Below are 18824 nucleotides of genomic sequence, written 5' to 3' on the forward strand. Positions count from 1 at the left end.
GTTACAATTTTAGTTGAAAGTTTAAAAGCATAAATGTTTAAAAGTTTTTCAATTGAAAATCAATACTTTAAAATTTTTATTTAAAATAAGTCTAAATAAGTTTTGCTATCTTATTAACTCTGTATATTTTTGTATTATTATTTTAATTAAATCTAAATAAAATGAATAAAATTATTTTTGCAGTAACTTTAATTGCAACTACATTTAGTGCTTATAGTCAAGAAGAAACTGATTCTACAAAAGTGTTGAAAGACATAAAAATTGAAATCAAAAACAAATACAAAAAGGAAAGTAGCACAACTGTATCAAAAATGCCTTTAAAAGACATTGAAAATCCACAAGTTTATAATTCAATTCCAGCTACATTATTAAAAGAACAAGTAGTTACAAACTTAAACGATGCATTAAAAAATGCAACTGGTGTAACAAGACTATGGGAATCAACTGGACGTAATGGAGATGGAGCAGAATACTATTCGATGAGAGGTTTTGCTGTACAGCCTACAATGGTAAACGGATTACCTGCTTTAACAAACACAACAATTGACCCAATTAACATAGACAATATAGAAGCTATAAAAGGTCCTTCTGGAACGCTTTTTGGAAGTAGCGTAATATCTTATGGAGGTTTGATAAACATTGTTACAAAAAAGCCTACAAATAACTTTGGAGGAGAAATTAGCTACAATACTGGAACATATGGAAGCAATAGAGTAACAGCTGATATTAATATTCCTGTAAAAGACAAATTAGCTGTTAGAGTTAATTCAGCCTATACAACTGAAGAATCATTTCAAGATGCTGGATTTTCAAATTCATTTTTTATTGCTCCATCATTAAAATATGAAGTTAGTGACAAATTAACCTTCTTAGTAAATACTGAATTTTATAAAAGTACCTCAGCAAAAGCAAGTATGCTTTTTTTGAGTCGTTATTCATCTCTATCATTTGATTCAATGGAGTTATTTGATAAAAACTACAAAAAATCTTTCACATCGAATGAGTTAACCATGAATAACAATTCATTCAACATGCAAATGCAAGCTTTGTATAAACTTTCTAATAATTGGACTTCACAAACAGTTTTATCTAAAAGTTCAACCAAAACAAACGGCTACTATCAATATTTATGGGATTCTGCTAATGGAGATGAATTCACAAGATATATTTCAAAAGCCAATGGAACTTTCTATACAACCGATATTCAACAAAACTTTATAGGTGATTTCAAAATAGGTAACATGAGAAATCGTGTAATTGCTGGTTTAGACTATTATAATTCGAGATTAACTAATGGCGGTCCAGGTTGGGTTGCAAACGGAATAGTTTCATTAATTGACGGAACTGACACAGGAGATTTAACACAAGCTGGAACAGATGCTTTATTGACTGGAACTTATACTGGAAACACAGAAGCAAATCAAGAAATCATGAGTGCTTATGTTTCAGATGTTTTGAATATTACGGATAAACTATCAGTAATGGCAAGTTTACGTTTAGACCACTTTGATGGAAAAGCATCACAATGGGATAGTGAAGAAACAAAAGGACAAACAGCATTATCTCCAAAATTTGGAGCAGTTTATCAAATTATTGAAAACAAAGTTTCTGTTTTTGGTAACTATATGAATGGTTTTAAAAATGTCGCTCCTACAACAGTAGCAGATGTTGACGGTAGTAATCCAAGAATAAAAGAGTTTGACCCAGAACAAGCGAATCAATATGAATTTGGATTAAAAACAAACTTATATAAAGATATAGTTTCTGCATCTATAAGTTATTATAATATTGATGTGAAAAATAGAGTAATGACAGATCCAAACAATATAAACAACTCAATTCAAGGTGGAGAAGTTGAAAGCAAAGGAGTTGAAATTAGCATAGTAGCAAGTCCGTTTAAAGGATTCAATGTAATTACAGGATTTAGTCATAATGAATCAGAAGTAACAAAAGAAACACCTGGAGACGGTTACCTAGGATTACGACCTGAAGAAGCTGGTCCTGAAAATTTATTCAATTTATGGGCAAATTATACAATAACATCTGGAAAGTTAAAAGGTTTTGGTCTTGGTTTTGGAGGAAATTATGCAAGTGAATACAAAACATTAAATAGAGCCAATATTGGAACATTTGAGTTACCTGCTTACACCGTTTTAAATTCGTCTTTGTCTTATGATAATAATAAATTTAATGTGTCTTTAAAATTAAATAATCTGTTAAACGAAAAATATTATTCAGGTTGGTCTACTGTTACGCCTCAACGCTTAAGAAGTATAACAGCTGGGGTAACTTATAAATTTTAGTTTGTTTTCTGTTTAGTTTAAATTAAGCTCCTCATTTCGGTGGGGAGTTTTTAACTTTTTTATCCTAATTTTCATGAAAAAATCAATCAGAAAAATACATCTTTGGCTTGGGCTAACCTCTGGAATTATTATATTTATAGTAGCAATTACAGGATGTTTTTATGCATTTCAAGAAGAAATTCAAAACATAACTGAAGAGTATCGCTTTGTTAAAAAGCAAAATATTCCTTTTCTGCTTCCATCAAAATTAGAAACTATTGCTCAAAATGAACTCCCTAATAAATCACTTCATGCTATCCATTATAAAGGAAGAGAAAAATCGGCAGAGGCTATTTTCTTTCATTATGATGAAAAAATAGAGGACAATAATTATTACAAAATTGTGCATATCAATCCATATACAGGAGAAGTTTTAAAAGTTAACGATATGTATTCTGGTTTTTTTCGATGGATTCTAGATGGTCATTTTTATCTATGGTTACCGCATGAAATTGGGCAAACAGTAATTGCCTCAGCAACATTAATCTTTGTAATAATGATTATCAGCGGATTTATTTTATGGCTTCCAAAAAATAAAAAAGCGGCAAAACAACGCTTTTGGTTTCGATGGAAAGACGGAATTAAATGGAAACGCAAAAACTATGATTTACACAATATAACAGGCTTTTATGTTATGTCAATTGCTTTGATATTTGCAATTACAGGATTAGTTTGGGGCTTTCCTTGGTTTGCCTACGGTTATTATACTTTAATTGGTGGAGAAAAATCGTTGATTTATGAAGATCCAATTTCTATACAGATAGCAAATAGTAAAGTTGAAAATCCTTTAGATAAAGCTTACCTTTTAATGACTAAAGAATATCCAAATGCTGTTTCCATTGAAGTTCATCCACCAGAAACTAAAACATCCCCGATTGCTGCAAATGCTAATCTTGAAGAAGGAACATATTGGAAAACAGATTATCGTTACTTCAATCAATACACTTTAGAAGAACAAGAAGTCAATCATATTTATGGAAGATTGGATAATGCATCAAATTCAGATAAAATAATGCGAATGAATTATGATATTCACACTGGCGCTATTTTTGGATTAGCTGGTAAAATATTTGCCTTTTTAATTAGTTTATTGATTGCAAGTTTACCAATTACAGGTTTCATGATTTGGTATGGAAGACACAATAAATCAAAAAAACAATAGACAATGTGCTGCAATTTTTCTATCTTAAAACAAACAGAAAACAGAATGTTAATTCTATTGAAAGGCTGTGGAAATTATCAACTAACATTCAAAAATTTGAATTTTAATCTTTCCGAAGAAGAACTAATTGCATTTAAGAATTATTTAAAAAAAATTAATATTGACTATTGGGAAAAAGAGTACGAACATTCAATTTATGATAAAAAAATTCCTATTCCTACCCTACAAACTAATTTTATTATTTTAATAAATCGCTTTGAACTATATGAGCTAACATTACTACTAAACATTGATAAAAAAAATGATTATTTGGACTATCAGTATTTAAAATCTGGAATTAATTGGAATTAAAAGTTTGCTTAGGCAAACTTTTTTTAAACTTCCACTATTCAAAATCAATTGCTTATATTTTTTTATTTAAAATAAGTCTAAATAAGTTTTGTAAATTCATTTTCTCTCTATACTTTTGCATCATTATTTTAATTAAATCTAAATAAGATGTGTAAAAACATATTTAAAACTATAGCCCTACTGCTTTCGCTTCAAGCAGCCTCTCAAGAAAAAACAAATGAAGAATTTGAAAATTACTTTACCGAAAATGACACTGTAAAAAACTTAAAAGAAGTCGCTATCCTTGGAAAAAACGACAAAGGTAAATCGTCAGTTAATAGAGCTGGTATCAAACCTTTAGATATGCCACAAGCAATCCAAGTTATTGGAAACGAAATTATTTTTCAACAACAGTCTGTCCGATTAAGTGATGTTATTAAAAACGCTAACGGTGTATATGTAGGTTCGGCTCGTGGTGGCGCTCAAGAATCATTTTGGTCTAGAGGTTATGATATGTCTTCCAATAATATGTTCAAAAATGGTTTCCGTTTTAATAGTGGTTCAATTCCCGAAGTTGCTTCATTAGAAAAAGTAGAAATTTTAAAAGGTAGTGCAGCACTTTTATATGGAAATGTGGCACCTGGAGGAATTTTAAACATGGTAACGAAAATGCCTACATTTAAAAAAGGTGGCGAATTTACAATGCAAACAGGAAGTTACAATTTTTACAAGCCTTCAATTGATATTTATGGGCCATTAAATAATGCTATTGCATACCGTTTTAGTGGTTCCTATGAAAATTCTGAAAGTTTTAGAGATTTTGTAACCAAAGAACGTTATTATGTAAATCCTTCTTTCTTATTTAAAATAAACAACAAAACCGACATAACGCTGCAAGGTGATTATTTAAGCGACGATTGGACACCTGACTTTGGAACAGGTTCTATCGGAAAAGAAATTGCTGACGTACCAAGAAACGCCTATTTAGGTGCAAAATGGTCAAACGGAAATACCAAACAAGCTACTGCTTCGATTTTAGTAAACCATCAGTTCAACTCGAATTGGAAATTAAACTTTAATTCTTCATTCCAAGATTACGACAGAGAATCTATTGGAACAGAACGTATTCAACCAAATACAGACGGTAGTGGCGATTGGAATCGTCCGTATGGAAGAAATAAAGCAGTAGAACAAATTTTTGCTAACCAAGTAAGTTTACAAGGAAACTTTAAAACAGGAAAAATCAAACACCAATTGTTCACAGGAATCGATACTGAAATTTCGTATGCCGATGCGTACACGTTTAGATTTTTCAATCCTGATGTGTTAGATGTGAATGGCGATCCAGTAACTGTAACTATTTATGGAGATCCAACTAATCCTGTAAACATCTTTGATCCTGCTTTATATGATGCAACTTACGATGGTCCAATTATGCCATCTGAAGTAACAAGAATCGTAAAAACAGAAACTACTCGCTTTGGAGTTTATGCTCAAGATTTGATTTCTTTCTCTAACAAATTCAAAGCATTATTAGGTATTCGTTATTCGTACCAAGAAGCAAAACCAGAAACTCATAATAAAGTTAACAACACAATTACCGAAGAAAAAATTCGTAACGACAGAGCTTTTTCTCCTAAAGTAGGATTGATTTACCAACCTACAAAAAATACTTCAATTTTTGCAAGTTATTCGAATTCGTTTACGCCAAATACTGGGGTTGATATTTATAACAATGCCATAGAGCCATCAATTATTGACCAATATGAAGCTGGAATAAAAAAGGAATTTTGGAAAGGTGTTTTAACAACAAATGTAACTTTATACCAAATAGTAAACAGCAATTTAGCTCAAACTGCCGAATTTGATGCCAATGGTAACGTAAATACAAATACCAACGTAAAATCGCTAAGTGGCGAAACTACAAGTAAAGGAGTTGAAGTAGATATTACCTATAAACCAATAGAAGCTTTAAACATCATCGCAGGCTATAGCTATAACGATATGCGTTATACCGAAACCACAGGCGCAACCGGAAGTTTTATTGAAGGTGACCGATTAGTGAGAACACCAGCAAATACAGCTAATTTAAGTTTCTTTTACACCGTACAGTCTGGTGTATTAAAAGATGTTTCTTTTGGAGCAATTGGAAATTATATTGGAAACCGAAAAGGTGGATGGAACAATCAAGTAAACCCAACGCAACCTAATGGCATTTTAGACCGTGAAATTCCTCTAGATGGCTACACTACGATTGATGTGTCTTTAGGGTATAATTGGAAACAGTTTTCATTACTATGTAAATTGTCTAATATTACAAACGAATTGAATTATACCGTTCACGAGAATTATAGCGTGAATCCAATTGCGCCAAGACAAATAATGACCTCTTTGCGATATAAATTTTAAACCATACCTTAGCTTTTTATTTTTTAAACATGAAACAACAAAAATTAGTTAGAGATCTACACCGTGATTTTGGTTACTTCTACGTAGGATTAATTATTTCGTTTGCTTTTTCAGGCATTTTAATGAACCATAGAGAACATTGGCATCCTGAAAAATACACAGTTGAAACAAAAAACATCAAAGTACAATTACCCGAAGAAAGTCAAATTACTGAAGCTTATGCTGAAAATTTAGGAAAACAATTGGGCATCGATGATAAAATGCGTCGTCACAATGTAAAAAAAGGCACGTTTAAAATTTCGTTTGAAAAACACGATGTAGAAATCGACATGAAAACGGGGAAAGGGGAAATTATAGCCTTCAACAAAACCCCAATTATCAGTCAAACAATGAAGTTGCACAAAAACACTTCGAACTGGTGGATTTACTATTCTGATATTTTTGGAATTTCTTTAATATTAATTGCCGTAACAGGAACAATGATGCTCACTCACGGTAAATACACCTTTAAACAACGCGGCTGGAAACTAGCTCTAGCAGGAATTATTTTTCCAATACTTGTTTTAATTATTTTGAGTTAATCATAGAAAGGTTCACGAAAGTGAGCCTTTTTTGTTTTAAAATTGTAACTATTTTATTATATTTGATTTCGTTAAAAAATAATACGCAACTTCTTTTAGCTACAAAACGTTGGCGGTAATATTAAAACTACATCATCCAAAAAATGACAAAACAAAATAAAATTATTGCTGAATTAATAAAGGAAAGTGACCTGTATAGTTTTAACAACAACAAGAAGTATTCAACTGACCAATATTATAGTTATGCAACCCCTGATTTTCTAGCTTGGGTTTCTAAAGTTGAAAATTTTATTAGAACTAATTACGATGAAAATAGTGGTCCGCACAGAATGTTGGATAGTGTTAATCAGAAAAAGTTCAGCGGATACTATCAAAGTGAATTTGAAACTGAATTTACAAAATTGAAAGGTGCTATAAAATCTTGTGAAAATTTGAAAGCAAATAAGAAAATTAATGAAAATAATTATATATTATCTCTAATAAAAAACCCATTTTTTTGGACTGTAATTGTAGTTTTGATAAGTGCTTCGTACAAATTAGGTTTCGACAACGGAAACTCAAGATTTGACAATGAGAAAAACGAATTGAATAAACAAAATTTAGAGTTGAATGACAGTATTCAAAAACTAAATAATTTAATAAAAAAACAAGATTCAATTAGTAAGCCTAAAACACAATAGAAATACTACTATCCTATGCTAGCTCAAACGTCACGTTCATTCTCACAAAGCAAAGCATAAATATATTACGCCAACATAAAAAAAATCCCGATTTTCATCGGGATTTCTTCTTTATTCTATATTCTTATTTCTTCACTGGAATATTCTCTAAAATTTCCAAAACAAACTTCCAAAACTTCTGAGACGATTTAATCGATGCTCTTTCATCTGGGCTGTGTGCTCCGTGAATAGTTGGTCCAAAAGAAATCATGTCCATATTTGGATAATTTGTTCCTAAAATACCACATTCTAATCCAGCATGACATGCTACTACTTTTGGTTTTTCACCGTTTTGTTTTTCGTAAATTGAAGTCAAAACGTCTAAAATTTCAGATTTTACATTTGGTGTCCAACCTGGGTAACTTCCTGCAAAATCAACTTCGCAACCAAACAATTCGTAAGCCGAACGTAAAGCATTCGCTAAATCCATTTTAGAACTTTCCACAGAAGAACGCGTTAAATTCTGAATCGAAATTTGTCCGTCTTTTACGATTACTCTTGCAATATTATTTGAAGTTTCTACCAAGTCTTCCATATCAGCCGACATTCTGTAAACGCCATTGTGTGCTGCATAAATCGCTCGTAACAAACCTTCTTGCACGCCTAAATCCATTACTTTAGCAGGAACTGTATCATTTTTAACAATTTCAATTGTTAAATTCGGTTCCATCGTTTTGAATTCGGTTTTGATATCGCCAATTACTTCTTGCATGTCAAAAACAAACGCTTCGTCATACATTTCAGCGATAATTACTTTCGCAACACTTTCTCTTGGAATCGCATTACGCAAACTTCCTCCTGAAATTTCAGCAATTTGCAATCCAAAATTCTCAAATCCGTCAAATAATAAACGGTTCATGATTTTGTTTGCATTTCCTAAACCTTTATGAATATCCATTCCTGAGTGTCCACCTTGTAAACCTTTCACAGTAATGGTGTAACCCACAGAACCTTCTGGCGTTTCTTCTTCGTTGTAACCTCTTGTAGCCGTTACGTCAATTCCACCTGCACAACCGATGTCTATTTCATCGTCTTCTTCGGTATCTAAATTCAATAAAATTTCACCTTGTAACACACCGCCTTTTAAGTTTAAAGCGCCTGTCATTCCAGTTTCTTCATCGATTGTAAACAAAGCCTCAATTGCAGGATGTTTGATATCTGTAGATTCTAAAATTGCCATAATCATCGCTACTCCTAGCCCATTGTCAGCTCCAAGTGTAGTTCCTTTAGCACGAACCCAGTCACCATCAACATACATATCGATTCCTTGCGTATCGAAATCAAAGTTGGTATCGTTGTTTTTTTGGTGTACCATATCCAAATGTCCTTGTAAAACAATTGGTTTGCGGTTTTCCATTCCTGGTGTCGCAGGTTTTCTGATGATAACGTTTCTGATTTCGTCTTCAAACGTTTCTAATCCTAAACTGGTTCCGAAGTTTTTCATGAATTCAATCACACGCTCTTCTTTTTTAGACGGACGTGGCACGGCATTCAAATCGGCAAATTTGTTCCAAAGTGGCTTTGGTTCCAGATTTCTAATTTCTTGGCTCATTATATTTTTGTAGTTTTTAAGTATCTAAGCAACAAAGTTACAAAGTTTAATTTCTTTACAAATTGATTTGTGATTATATTTACGTTTTAAAAATATGTTGTGAAAAGAAAATTCATCCTTCCTTTATTTTTGGTCATTCAAATCATCGTAGTGAAAACGATTGGTTTATTTCCTGATTTTGTTGAAAATTGGTATAGTAAAGGTTTTTATCCGAAATTGGCTTTCTTGTCGAGAAAAGCATTGGGTTGGTTGCCGTTTTCTTTTGGCGATGTGATTTATTTCATTCTAATTTTACTCTTATTCCAATGGATTTGGAAACACCACATTGGCTTTTTTAAAGAATGGAAGAATAATGGATTAGCGATATTGAGTTGGGTTTCGGTGTTTTATTTTTTCTTTCATATCCTTTGGGGAATGAACTATTACCGTATTCCGTTGCATGATAAATTACAGATTGAAAAAGAATATTCGAAAGAACAATTGGAAGCTTTCATTGAAAAAATGCTGCTAAAAACCAATGAATTGCAATTGCAAATCACTAAAAATGATTCGGTTGTGGTTGTGATTCCGTATTCGCATGACGAAATTTACAGTTTGGCTTTGAAAGGCTATGAAAACATCCCTAACGATTTAAAAGAATTCCGTTACGAAGTAAAAAGTATCAAATCGTCGTTGTTTAGTTATCCTTTGAGTTATATGGGATTTGGTGGGTATTTGAATCCGTTTACTAATGAAGCACAAGTCAATTATTTGAAACCGAAATACACGTCACCGTTAACCACTTGCCACGAAATGGCGCATCAAACAGGAATTGGTAGCGAAAGCGAATGCAACTTCATCGGATTTGTAACCGCTGCTAAAAATGAGGATTTGTATTTCCAATATTCGGCTTATAGTTTTGCTTTACGTTATGCGTTGCATAATTTGGAAATGATGCAAGAAGGAAGTTCAAAAGTTTACATAAAAAAAATCAACAAAGGCGTTTTGAAAAACTTTGAGGAAAACGAAATCTTTTGGAAGGAATACCAAACGCCCATCAATACCTTTTTCGAGTATTTCTACGATAATTTCCTAAAAGCCAACCAACAAAAAGACGGCATGGAAGGCTATAGTAAGTTTGTGGGTTTAGCGATTGGATATGAAAAAGTGTTCAGTGTTCAGTAATAAGTTGGCAGTAACTGAACACTAAAAACTGAACACTGAATACTTATAATTCATCACTCGTAAAACTCACATTACTTCTCTTCTTATACGGACGCATAATCAAACGTGCTTCTCTGTCGAAACGAACGTAATTGTACACCCAGTTTAGGAAAACTACTGCTTTATTTTTGAATCCGATTAGCGAAAACAAATGCACAAACATCCAAACAAACCAAGCAAAAACACCACTGAATTTGAATTTTGGTAAATCGACAACGGCTTTGTTTCTTCCTATGGTTGCCATCGAACCTTTGTCTTTGTATTCGAATGGTTTTGGTTCTTTTTTATTGATGATTTTAATTAAATTATCAGCTAATAATCTTCCTTGTTGCATAGCTGGTTGCGCCATCATCGGATGTCCTAGTGGAAATTTTTCTGAAGACATAACCGCAATATCTCCAATGGCAAATAAATGCTCATAACCTTCTACTTGATTGAATTGGTTCACCTTGATTCGGTTTACATTTTTGATAAAACTATCGCCTTTTAAACCATGAGGCAAAGCGCCTTGAACTCCAGCTGTCCAAATCACCGTTGCAGAATCAAACGATAAATCAGAATTTGTAGTAACCGTTTTGCCATCGTAACCCGTTACACGAACTTTTTTCCAAACACTTACTCCTAAATCCAACAGAAATTTTTCTGCTTTTTCAGAAGCATTTTCGCTCATAGAATCTAAAACTCTGTCACTTCCTTGAATTAGATTAATTTCCATTTTTCGAACATCCAAATCGGGGTAATCTTTTGGCAAAATGGCTTTTTTCATTTCGGCTAAAGCTCCAGCCAACTCCACTCCTGTTGGACCACCGCCTACCAAAACGAAGTTCATCAAACTATGACGTTCGTCGATATCATTTGTTAGCAACGCTTGTTCGAAATTCTCTAAAATCAAACTACGAATATTCAACGATTGCGGAATCGTTTTCATCGCCATACTATTACGCTCGATTTCTTTGTTACCAAAATAATTGGTTTTCGAACCCGTAGCAATGACTAAATAATCAAATTTTAATTCGCCAATATCAGCATATAGGATATTGTTTTCGGCATCGATTTCACGTACTTCTGCTAATCGGAAATAGAAATCTTTATATTCCTGAACAATTTTCCGAATAGGATAAGCAATCGAATCGGGTTCTAAACCGCCCGTTGCCACTTGGTACATTAAAGGTTGGAAATTATGGTAATTGTGTTTATCCAATAAAACAACTTGTACATTTTTATTGCGAAGTCTTTTCGCTAAAGATATTCCAGCAAAACCACCACCAATGATGACGATTCTTGGAAAACTACTACGTGGAATGTTCATTTATCATCGTAAATTTATCACCTCAAAGATAAGAAGAAAAAGAATTGAATGTTTCTTTAAATAGTTAATGATTATTTAAATTTGAAATAGTAAACTTGTAACAAATTAGCTCAAACAGCTACTTATTAAATATGAAATCAGAATCGGAAGCACTTTTCGTAAAGCAACTTAAAGAGAATCAGAATATAATCCACAAAATTTGTCGATTATATACTACTGATGCTGACGCGCATAAAGATTTGTTTCAGGAAATTACGATTCAATTATGGAAGGCTTTTCCAAATTTTAGGGGCGATTCCAAATTTACAACTTGGGCCTACCGAGTGGGCTTAAACACCGCAATTACACTTTATCGAAAAAAGAAAAGAACCATTGATACTATTGAGTTTGACAGCACTTTTCATAAGGTAACACAAGACGATTATAACTTCGAGGAAGAAGAAAAATTAAAATTATTATACAGCGCTATAAGTGAATTAAATGATATTGAAAAAGCGCTCGTTTTCTTGTATTTAGAAGACAAAGATTACACTGAAATATCTGAAACATTAGGTATTAGTGAAGTAAATGCACGGGTAAAAATGAACCGTGTAAAAGGAAAATTAAAAAAAATATTAAATCCGTAATTATGGATGAATTAGAAATATTAAAAAAAGACTGGAAGAAAAACGAAAATACTTTCGACCAAGTTACCGAAAAAGAAATTTATGGTATGCTGCACAAAAGATCATCCTCTATTGTGAAGTGGATTTTGATTATAAGTGTTTTGGAACTTTTACTATGGAGCGGAATTTCGTTTTTAACCGCTGATGAAGAATATTTCAAAACATTAGAAATATATCATTTAGACACAGTTATGCCTATAATTTCTGTAATTAATTATGGTATCATTTTATTCTTTATTTATCTATTTTTTAAAAATTATAAAACTATCAATACTACTGATACTGTAAAGCAATTAATGCAAAGCATTTTAAAAACTAGAAAAACAGTCAAATATTATGTTTGGTACAACTTAGGAATGACCGCTTTTTCATTCATTTTGGTTTTTATTTTCCAATTTATGTATGACCCAAATATTCAAAAATTGGTTGAAAAAATGTCTAAAAGTTTGTCCTTAAATACATTTTATTGCATAATGATTTTAGTGTACATAATTGTAATAGTAGTGTTTATAGGTCTAATTTGGCTATTCTATAGAATTTTGTACGGAATATTAATGCGAAGACTACAAAAAAACTTTAACGAATTACAAAAAATAGATTTTTAATGAAATACCTACTTTTAGTTGCTGGACTTCTAACTTCTTTATATGGAAATTCACAAGAATTAGAAAAAAGTTTATTGTGGAAAATTTCAGGCAATGGATTACAAGAACCTTCATACATATTTGGAACCATTCACGCAACTTGTGACGCTAGTTTAGATGAAAATACAATCAAAGCATTACAAGAAACAAAACAACTATATCTAGAGCTTGATATGGATGACAAAGCGATGCAAATGCAGATGCTCAAATACATGAAAATGAATAATGATGTAAAACTTTCTACATTATTAAGTGCCGAAGATTTTAAAATTGTAGACGAATTTCTAAAAAAGCACATGAATATGTCAGCAAAAATGTTTGACACGTTCAAACCTTTTGTGGTTAGTAGTATGTTATTACCCAAAATGCTAGACTGCAAATTTCAATCTGTTGAATCAGAATTGATAAAAGTAACTGAAAAACAAGGTGAAGAAATTTATGGTTTAGAAGACATCAAAGATCAAATGAAAGTATTTGATGCTATTCCGTATCAAGTTCAAGCTGATGAATTATTAAAAACAGCCAAAAGTGATTTAAAACAAGACAAAGAAGAATTTATCAAACTTTTAGAAATATACAAAGACAAAGACATCGAAGGAATGCTAAAAGCAATGGATGAATCTGAAAATAAAATTTCATCAGAAAACCAAGATCTTCTATTAAACAATAGAAATAAAAATTGGATTCCAATCATTTCAGAAACTGCATCAAAAATTCCAACTTTTTTTGGTGTAGGTGCAGGTCATTTAGCGGGTGAAGAAGGTGTCATTAAATTATTACGAAAAGAAGGATTCATTGTTGAACCTGTTCAATAATAAAAAAGAGGCTATAGCCTCTTTTTTATTAATATTTCCACATTCTTTCTTTGTCTAATTTTTCTTTTTCTTCCAATTCTTCTGCTGGAATAACTTTTAATAAAGATGGGTGTTGCTCAATTGCAAATTCAATCATTTCAACAATTTTATCTACAGAATCATTTTCATAATCAATTTGCAAAGGTTCTTTAATAACCATCGATTGCAAAATTCCTTTCTTTTTTATCATTAAACCTTTTCGGTCAAACGAACGACGGAAACCATCAATTACAATAGGAACCACGATAGGCTTGTGTTGCAAAATAATATGTGCAGTACCTTTTCTAACAGGTTTAAAAGAACGAGTTGTCCCTTGTGGAAAAGTAATTACCCAACCGTCTTGTAGCGCAATTTTTATATTTTCAGTATCATTTGGATTGACTTCTTTCTTTTCAGTAACATCTTTTCCTTTTGCTCTCCAAGTTCTTTCAACAGTAATTGCACCTGCATAGGCTAAAATTCTTGGCAACAAACCTTCTTGCATCGTTTCTTTAGCAGCAACATAATACATATTAAGTTTTGGATTCCACAAATAAAAAACATTCTTAATATTATTTTCTCTTCCTTTCAAACTAGCATTAAAAACATGAAACATTGCTACAACATCAGCAAAATAAGTTTGATGATTAGAAATAAACAACACATTTGTATCAGGCAAACTTCTAATAATTTCAGAACCTTCAATATGCAATCTATTAAAACTTTTATAGCGTCTGTGTGTTAAGAATCCCGCAATGCGAATTAACCACGTTTTTAAAAATAATATATGTCCAAAAGGATTTCTCTTAAATAATCCCATACTAATTCCTTTTTTTAACAAAACAAGAAAGCAAATGTAGTAAAATAGAATATTTTTAAAAGAAAAAAAGAATAAAATCACATAATGAAAATATAATTTTGGAGGAGTTCAAAAGAGTTTACAACAAAACATTTTTGATGGTTTCTTTTAACTCGCTCATCATCATTGCAGTAGCACCCCAAACCACATATTTATCTACCATAAAAGCAGGCACTTCAATATCTGTTGCATAGGAAGTTGACATTTTTACTTTAGTGATACTCTTCTCGTCTAAAAAATCTACAATAGAAAATTCAAGTACTCGCTTAACTTCATCTAAATCAGGAACAAAAGTTAGTTCTTCGTGCGAAATTCCCATAAATGGAGCAACTAAAAAATTGCTTGGTGGAATATATATTTCACTAAATGTTTTGATGATTTTTATTTTATCTGGATGAATACCAACTTCTTCATGCGTTTCTCTTAGTGCTGTTTCTTCTAAATTTAAATCCGATTCTTCAACTTTACCACCAGGAAATCCTATTTGAGACGAATGCACGCCTGGATAAGAATTTCTAACAATTAAAGCCAAATGCGTAATTTCATTTTTAGGATAAAACAACATCAATACTGCTGCTTTTTTTGGGTTTCTATCTAAGTAATTCTCTTCTTTCAAATACGAAATACGTTCCAAAGGCGCCATTTTTACATGCGCATCAGTAGAAAGCAATTTTTCTTTTTCTATCTTTGGAATATATTTTATAAAATCATTAAAAAGCATACCTATAAAAAATTTTAGTAATCTTAAAGATAACTAAATTTTCAAAGAAAATAACTTTTCCTAAAAAAATAATATGTTTAGTAAAGAAGAAGCACTTCAAATTAAAAAAGATTTTTGGATCGCATTTGCTGCCGAATATCCTCGTAAATGGTTGTTATACAACACAAAAATCAAAGATGTTACATTTAAGTTTTATGTTGATAATAAAAAAGCACAAGTTTTATTAGATATAGAACCAAAAGACGAAAATAAACGTATTATATATTATGAAAAGGTAGAATCATTGAAGACTATACTTTTGGAAGACTATTTAGAAGACGCCATTTTTGAACGTAATTTTTATTTAGAAAACGGAAAAGTAATTAGTCGCATTTGGGTAGAAAAAACAGGAATTAGTATCAATAATAAAAACACCTGGAACGAAGTTTTTGATTTTTTTAATGAAAAAATGGATGCTTTCGAACGCTTTTTCTATGAAAATGAAGATTATATCAAAGATTTAGAAATCAATACATAATTCGAATATTTTGTAAATTAGTTAACATTTTATTTGAATGATAAGCATTAAATTTGAAAAAATGTCATCTATGAAAAACTTGGTTTTATTACTTTTAGTAATTTCGTTTCAATCCTGTCAATCACAAACCAAACCCGAAACTTCGGAAAAAACTAGCGCTATGAATACAACTGTTAAAAAAACCGATGCAGAATGGAAAGCCCAACTTTCGGAAATGGAATATGAAGTATTGAGAAACAAAGGCACAGAACGCGCTTTTACTGGAGAATATTATGATCATTTTGAAAAAGGAAAATACGTTTGTGCAGCCTGCGGAAATGATTTATTTACTTCTGACACTAAATTTGATTCACATTGCGGTTGGCCTTCATTTGATGAAGCAATCAAAGGTGCTGTTATTTATAAAAAAGATTTAAGTTTTGGAATGGTGAGAACTGAAGTGATGTGTGCTAAATGTGAAGGACACTTAGGTCATGTATTTGATGACGGCCCGGAAGAAACTACTGGCCAACGCTATTGTACCAATTCAGTATCTATAAAATTTGTTCCTGAAACCGAGTAAAATATGCTAGTCCGTTTTGTTAAAGATAATTTAAATGAAAACATCGAATTACTTCGACAACTTTCGAACGAAGAATTCTGTAAAAAAAATCCTGAGTTAAGCCATGCAACTATTGGCGAACACATGCGTCATATCATAGAGTTATTTGATTGTTTGCTTGTAAATTATAATCAAGGGATAATAAATTATGACAAACGCGATAGAGATATAAAAATTCAATCTGATGTCAATTTTGCTATAACAATCATTGAAAAACATCTTTCTACTATTGACAAACCAAACAAGGAACTTTCTTTGCAGCACAATTGTTTTAGTGTTGAAGAATTGCTTCCTACAAATTATTTTCGCGAATTATTATACAATTTAGAGCATAGTATTCATCATCAAGCTTTAATAAAAGTTGCGCTGTACAATTTTCCGCATATTAAAATTTCAAATTCATTTGGAGTAGCTCCATCAACACTTGAATACAGAAAAAAATGTGTACTGTAACCTTTATTCCAACTACAAATGGCTGCATAATCACATCCAATCGTGATGAAAAAATAGCGCGTGAAAAAGCAATTCCACCGCAATCTTATGAAATAAATGGTAAGCAAATCATTTTTCCAAAAGATCAAAAAGCTGGTGGTACGTGGATAGCACAAACTGAAAATAAAATTGTAGTGCTATTAAATGGAGCCCAAGAAAAACACATTAAAAAATCTTTTTACCGAAAAAGTAGAGGCTTAATCGTTCTTGAAATAGCAAGTTCAAACAACAGTTTAGAACACTGGAAAACGATTGACTTAACTAATATTGAGCCTTTCACAATTGTACTCTTTGAAAATAACAAATTGTTTCAATTGCAATGGAATGAAGTTAAGAAAAGTCAAGAAGAATTAGCTATTTCAGAGCATTACATTTGGTCTTCCTCTACCCTATATGCAAAAGAAATTAGAATTGAAAGAGCAAAATGGTTTGCCAATTTTATGCATAAAAACACTAACCCAACTGCACAAGATATTTTAGATTTTCACCAATTTACAGAATCTAAAAATGAAGAATTTGGCTTACAAATCAACCGAAATAATCTTTTAAAAACTATCTGTATTACACAATGTTGTGTTTCTGAAAACAAAATACAAATGTCTTATTTAGACTTAATGGAAAGCTATGACCAAGTTTAAACTCTTCTATCACAAACTTACCCATTGGGAATATTGGCCCTATCAAGTACTTTATTTTCCGGTATATTTTCAGTATTTGTATTATGTAATTCGTACACAATCATTCTTCTTTTTCAATGCTTCAAATCCTACAATTAAAAATGGAGGTTTTTTTATGGAATCAAAAAAAGAAATTTACGATTTAATTCCACAAGAATATTATCCAAAAACAATAATCGTAACTCCTGATGAAAGTTTAGAAACCATTTTACAAAAATTAACTTCCGAAAATATTAATTTCCCTTTAATAGCAAAGCCAGACATTGGTTTAAGAGGAACCGCTGTAAAAAAAATACATACAACTGAAGAATTAATAACATATCATAAAAAAGCAAAATTCAATATTCTATTCCAAGAATTAATTCCCTATGAAAACGAAATCGGACTTTTCTATGTGAAATTACCCAATCAAAGTGGAAAAATAACAGGAATAGTATCGAAAGAATTCATGATCATAACCGGAAACGGAAAAAACACCATTCGTGAACTTTTAAACCAAGATATTCGTTATGTATTTCAAATTAAAGCACTTGAAAAAGAATATAACGACAAACTAAATACGGTTTTAAAAGACAGAGAAACGATTAACTTAGTTCCTTATGGAAATCATTGCCGTGGTACAAAATTTGTTGATGCCAGTCATGAAATCACACCTAGAATGGTTGAAAGTTTTAATACAATTTGTAATCAAATCGACGGTTTTCATTTTGGTCGAATGGACATCATGTACAATTCATATGAAGATTTAGCAAAAGGAAAAAACTTCCAAATTGTTGAAATCAATGGAGCTATCAGCGAACCTACACATATGTACGACCCAAAACATACGCTCTTATTTGGATGGAAAGAACTCACGCGTCATTTTCATTATATGTACCTAATCAGTAAGCATAACCATAAAAATGGTGCAAAATACCTTACTTTTAAGCAAGGTATTCAAGAATTTAAAAATCATCACAAGCATTATGATCGGATTTTAGAGTTTTAAAATAGCTTTAATTGATTTAACTTTATTTCAATAGATCTAAACGTTTCAAAATAAATTGGCTACTATTCTTTAAATTTTCTATCCGTAAAACTATAAAAACAAAAAAGCCTGTCTAAATTATAGACAGGCTTTTCAAAAGAAAGGCGGCGACATACTCTCCCACATAACTGCAGTACCATCTGCGCAGTCGGGCTTAACTTCTCTGTTCGGAATGGGAAGA

Annotated in this window: 19 protein-coding genes and 1 rRNA gene; 15 read left to right on the forward strand and 5 right to left on the reverse strand. The window is 31.5% G+C overall.

Annotated elements, in window-relative coordinates; genetic code table 11:
* Positions 1 to 161: 161 nt before the first annotated feature.
* From G4L40_RS11445 to G4L40_RS11470, 6 genes are all read left to right on the forward strand, one after another.
* Positions 162 to 2303 carry a TonB-dependent siderophore receptor gene (locus tag G4L40_RS11445; protein WP_166237335.1) on the forward strand — a complete coding sequence of 714 codons (2142 nt, stop codon included), beginning with the start codon at positions 162 to 164 and terminating at the stop codon, positions 2301 to 2303.
* 73 nt (positions 2304 to 2376) lie between these two features.
* Positions 2377 to 3504 (forward strand): PepSY-associated TM helix domain-containing protein, encoded by a 1128-nt coding sequence (locus G4L40_RS11450; protein WP_207785380.1) that lies wholly within the window; start codon positions 2377 to 2379, stop codon positions 3502 to 3504.
* A gap of 3 nt (positions 3505 to 3507) precedes the next feature.
* Complete coding sequence (locus tag G4L40_RS11455) at positions 3508 to 3855, forward strand: DUF6686 family protein (protein ID WP_166237336.1); 348 nt, start codon at positions 3508 to 3510, stop codon at positions 3853 to 3855.
* 147 nt (positions 3856 to 4002) lie between these two features.
* A complete protein-coding gene (locus tag G4L40_RS11460; RefSeq protein WP_166237337.1) occupies positions 4003 to 6243 on the forward strand; it encodes a TonB-dependent siderophore receptor in 2241 nt (746 codons plus the stop codon).
* Between the two features lie 29 nt (positions 6244 to 6272).
* Positions 6273 to 6824 carry a PepSY-associated TM helix domain-containing protein gene (locus G4L40_RS11465; protein ID WP_166237338.1) on the forward strand — a complete coding sequence of 184 codons (552 nt, stop codon included), beginning with the start codon at positions 6273 to 6275 and terminating at the stop codon, positions 6822 to 6824.
* A 143-nt stretch (positions 6825 to 6967) separates the two neighbouring features.
* On the forward strand, positions 6968 to 7504 hold the full coding sequence (locus tag G4L40_RS11470) for a hypothetical protein (RefSeq protein ID WP_166237339.1): 537 nt from the start codon (positions 6968 to 6970) through the stop codon (positions 7502 to 7504).
* A gap of 124 nt (positions 7505 to 7628) precedes the next feature.
* Here the strand turns inward: G4L40_RS11470 and G4L40_RS11475 are convergent, their stop codons facing one another.
* Positions 7629 to 9095 (reverse strand): aminoacyl-histidine dipeptidase, encoded by a 1467-nt coding sequence (locus tag G4L40_RS11475; protein WP_166237340.1) that lies wholly within the window; start codon positions 9093 to 9095, stop codon positions 7629 to 7631.
* Positions 9096 to 9194: 99 nt separating this feature from the next.
* Here G4L40_RS11475 and G4L40_RS11480 point away from each other — a divergent pair, with 99 nt between their 5' ends.
* Entirely contained in the window at positions 9195 to 10259 is a 1065-nt protein-coding gene (locus G4L40_RS11480; protein WP_317163960.1) for a DUF3810 domain-containing protein, read from the forward strand.
* 43 nt (positions 10260 to 10302) lie between these two features.
* On the opposite strand, the gene G4L40_RS11485 is transcribed toward G4L40_RS11480, so the two are convergent.
* On the reverse strand, positions 10303 to 11607 hold the full coding sequence (locus G4L40_RS11485; RefSeq protein WP_166237341.1) for an NAD(P)/FAD-dependent oxidoreductase: 1305 nt from the start codon (positions 11605 to 11607) through the stop codon (positions 10303 to 10305).
* A 131-nt stretch (positions 11608 to 11738) separates the two neighbouring features.
* Here G4L40_RS11485 and G4L40_RS11490 point away from each other — a divergent pair, with 131 nt between their 5' ends.
* Genes G4L40_RS11490 through G4L40_RS11500 form a run of 3 tightly spaced genes read left to right on the forward strand, consistent with a single transcriptional unit; the run spans position 11739 to position 13731 of the window.
* Positions 11739 to 12233 carry an RNA polymerase sigma factor gene (locus G4L40_RS11490; protein ID WP_166237342.1) on the forward strand — a complete coding sequence of 165 codons (495 nt, stop codon included), beginning with the start codon at positions 11739 to 11741 and terminating at the stop codon, positions 12231 to 12233.
* A gap of 2 nt (positions 12234 to 12235) precedes the next feature.
* Positions 12236 to 12877 carry a hypothetical protein gene (locus G4L40_RS11495; RefSeq protein WP_166237343.1) on the forward strand — a complete coding sequence of 214 codons (642 nt, stop codon included), beginning with the start codon at positions 12236 to 12238 and terminating at the stop codon, positions 12875 to 12877.
* Complete coding sequence (locus G4L40_RS11500; protein WP_166237344.1) at positions 12877 to 13731, forward strand: TraB/GumN family protein; 855 nt, start codon at positions 12877 to 12879, stop codon at positions 13729 to 13731. The genes G4L40_RS11495 and G4L40_RS11500 overlap by 1 nt, the downstream gene beginning before the upstream one ends.
* A gap of 28 nt (positions 13732 to 13759) precedes the next feature.
* On the opposite strand, the gene G4L40_RS11505 is transcribed toward G4L40_RS11500, so the two are convergent.
* Both G4L40_RS11505 and G4L40_RS11510 read right to left on the reverse strand, forming a co-directional pair.
* The gene (locus G4L40_RS11505; RefSeq protein WP_166237345.1) at positions 13760 to 14569 is read right to left on the reverse strand and encodes a lysophospholipid acyltransferase family protein; all 810 of its coding nucleotides are present in this window, start codon (positions 14567 to 14569) and stop codon (positions 13760 to 13762) included.
* 118 nt (positions 14570 to 14687) lie between these two features.
* On the reverse strand, positions 14688 to 15329 hold the full coding sequence (locus G4L40_RS11510) for an NUDIX hydrolase (protein WP_166237346.1): 642 nt from the start codon (positions 15327 to 15329) through the stop codon (positions 14688 to 14690).
* A 73-nt stretch (positions 15330 to 15402) separates the two neighbouring features.
* Between G4L40_RS11510 and G4L40_RS11515 the strand changes: the two genes are divergently transcribed.
* From G4L40_RS11515 to G4L40_RS11535, 5 genes are all read left to right on the forward strand, one after another.
* A complete protein-coding gene (locus G4L40_RS11515) occupies positions 15403 to 15846 on the forward strand; it encodes a DUF4268 domain-containing protein (RefSeq protein ID WP_166237347.1) in 444 nt (147 codons plus the stop codon).
* Between the two features lie 160 nt (positions 15847 to 16006).
* Positions 16007 to 16408, forward strand: a complete 402-nt coding sequence (gene msrB / locus G4L40_RS11520; protein ID WP_394367771.1) for a peptide-methionine (R)-S-oxide reductase MsrB — start codon at positions 16007 to 16009, stop codon at positions 16406 to 16408.
* Positions 16409 to 16411: 3 nt separating this feature from the next.
* A complete protein-coding gene (locus G4L40_RS11525) occupies positions 16412 to 16900 on the forward strand; it encodes a DinB family protein (protein ID WP_166237348.1) in 489 nt (162 codons plus the stop codon).
* Complete coding sequence (locus G4L40_RS11530) at positions 16888 to 17577, forward strand: NRDE family protein (protein ID WP_166237349.1); 690 nt, start codon at positions 16888 to 16890, stop codon at positions 17575 to 17577. Before G4L40_RS11525 ends, G4L40_RS11530 begins: the two co-directional genes overlap by 13 nt.
* Complete coding sequence (locus G4L40_RS11535) at positions 17564 to 18604, forward strand: ATP-grasp domain-containing protein (protein WP_166237350.1); 1041 nt, start codon at positions 17564 to 17566, stop codon at positions 18602 to 18604. The genes G4L40_RS11530 and G4L40_RS11535 overlap by 14 nt, the downstream gene beginning before the upstream one ends.
* 138 nt (positions 18605 to 18742) lie before the next feature.
* Here the strand turns inward: G4L40_RS11535 and rrf are convergent.
* Positions 18743 to 18824, reverse strand: a 5S ribosomal RNA gene (gene rrf, locus G4L40_RS11540); the annotation flags it as partial.

Source organism: Flavobacterium celericrescens, assembly GCF_011392075.1.
Taxonomy (GTDB): domain Bacteria; phylum Bacteroidota; class Bacteroidia; order Flavobacteriales; family Flavobacteriaceae; genus Flavobacterium; species Flavobacterium celericrescens.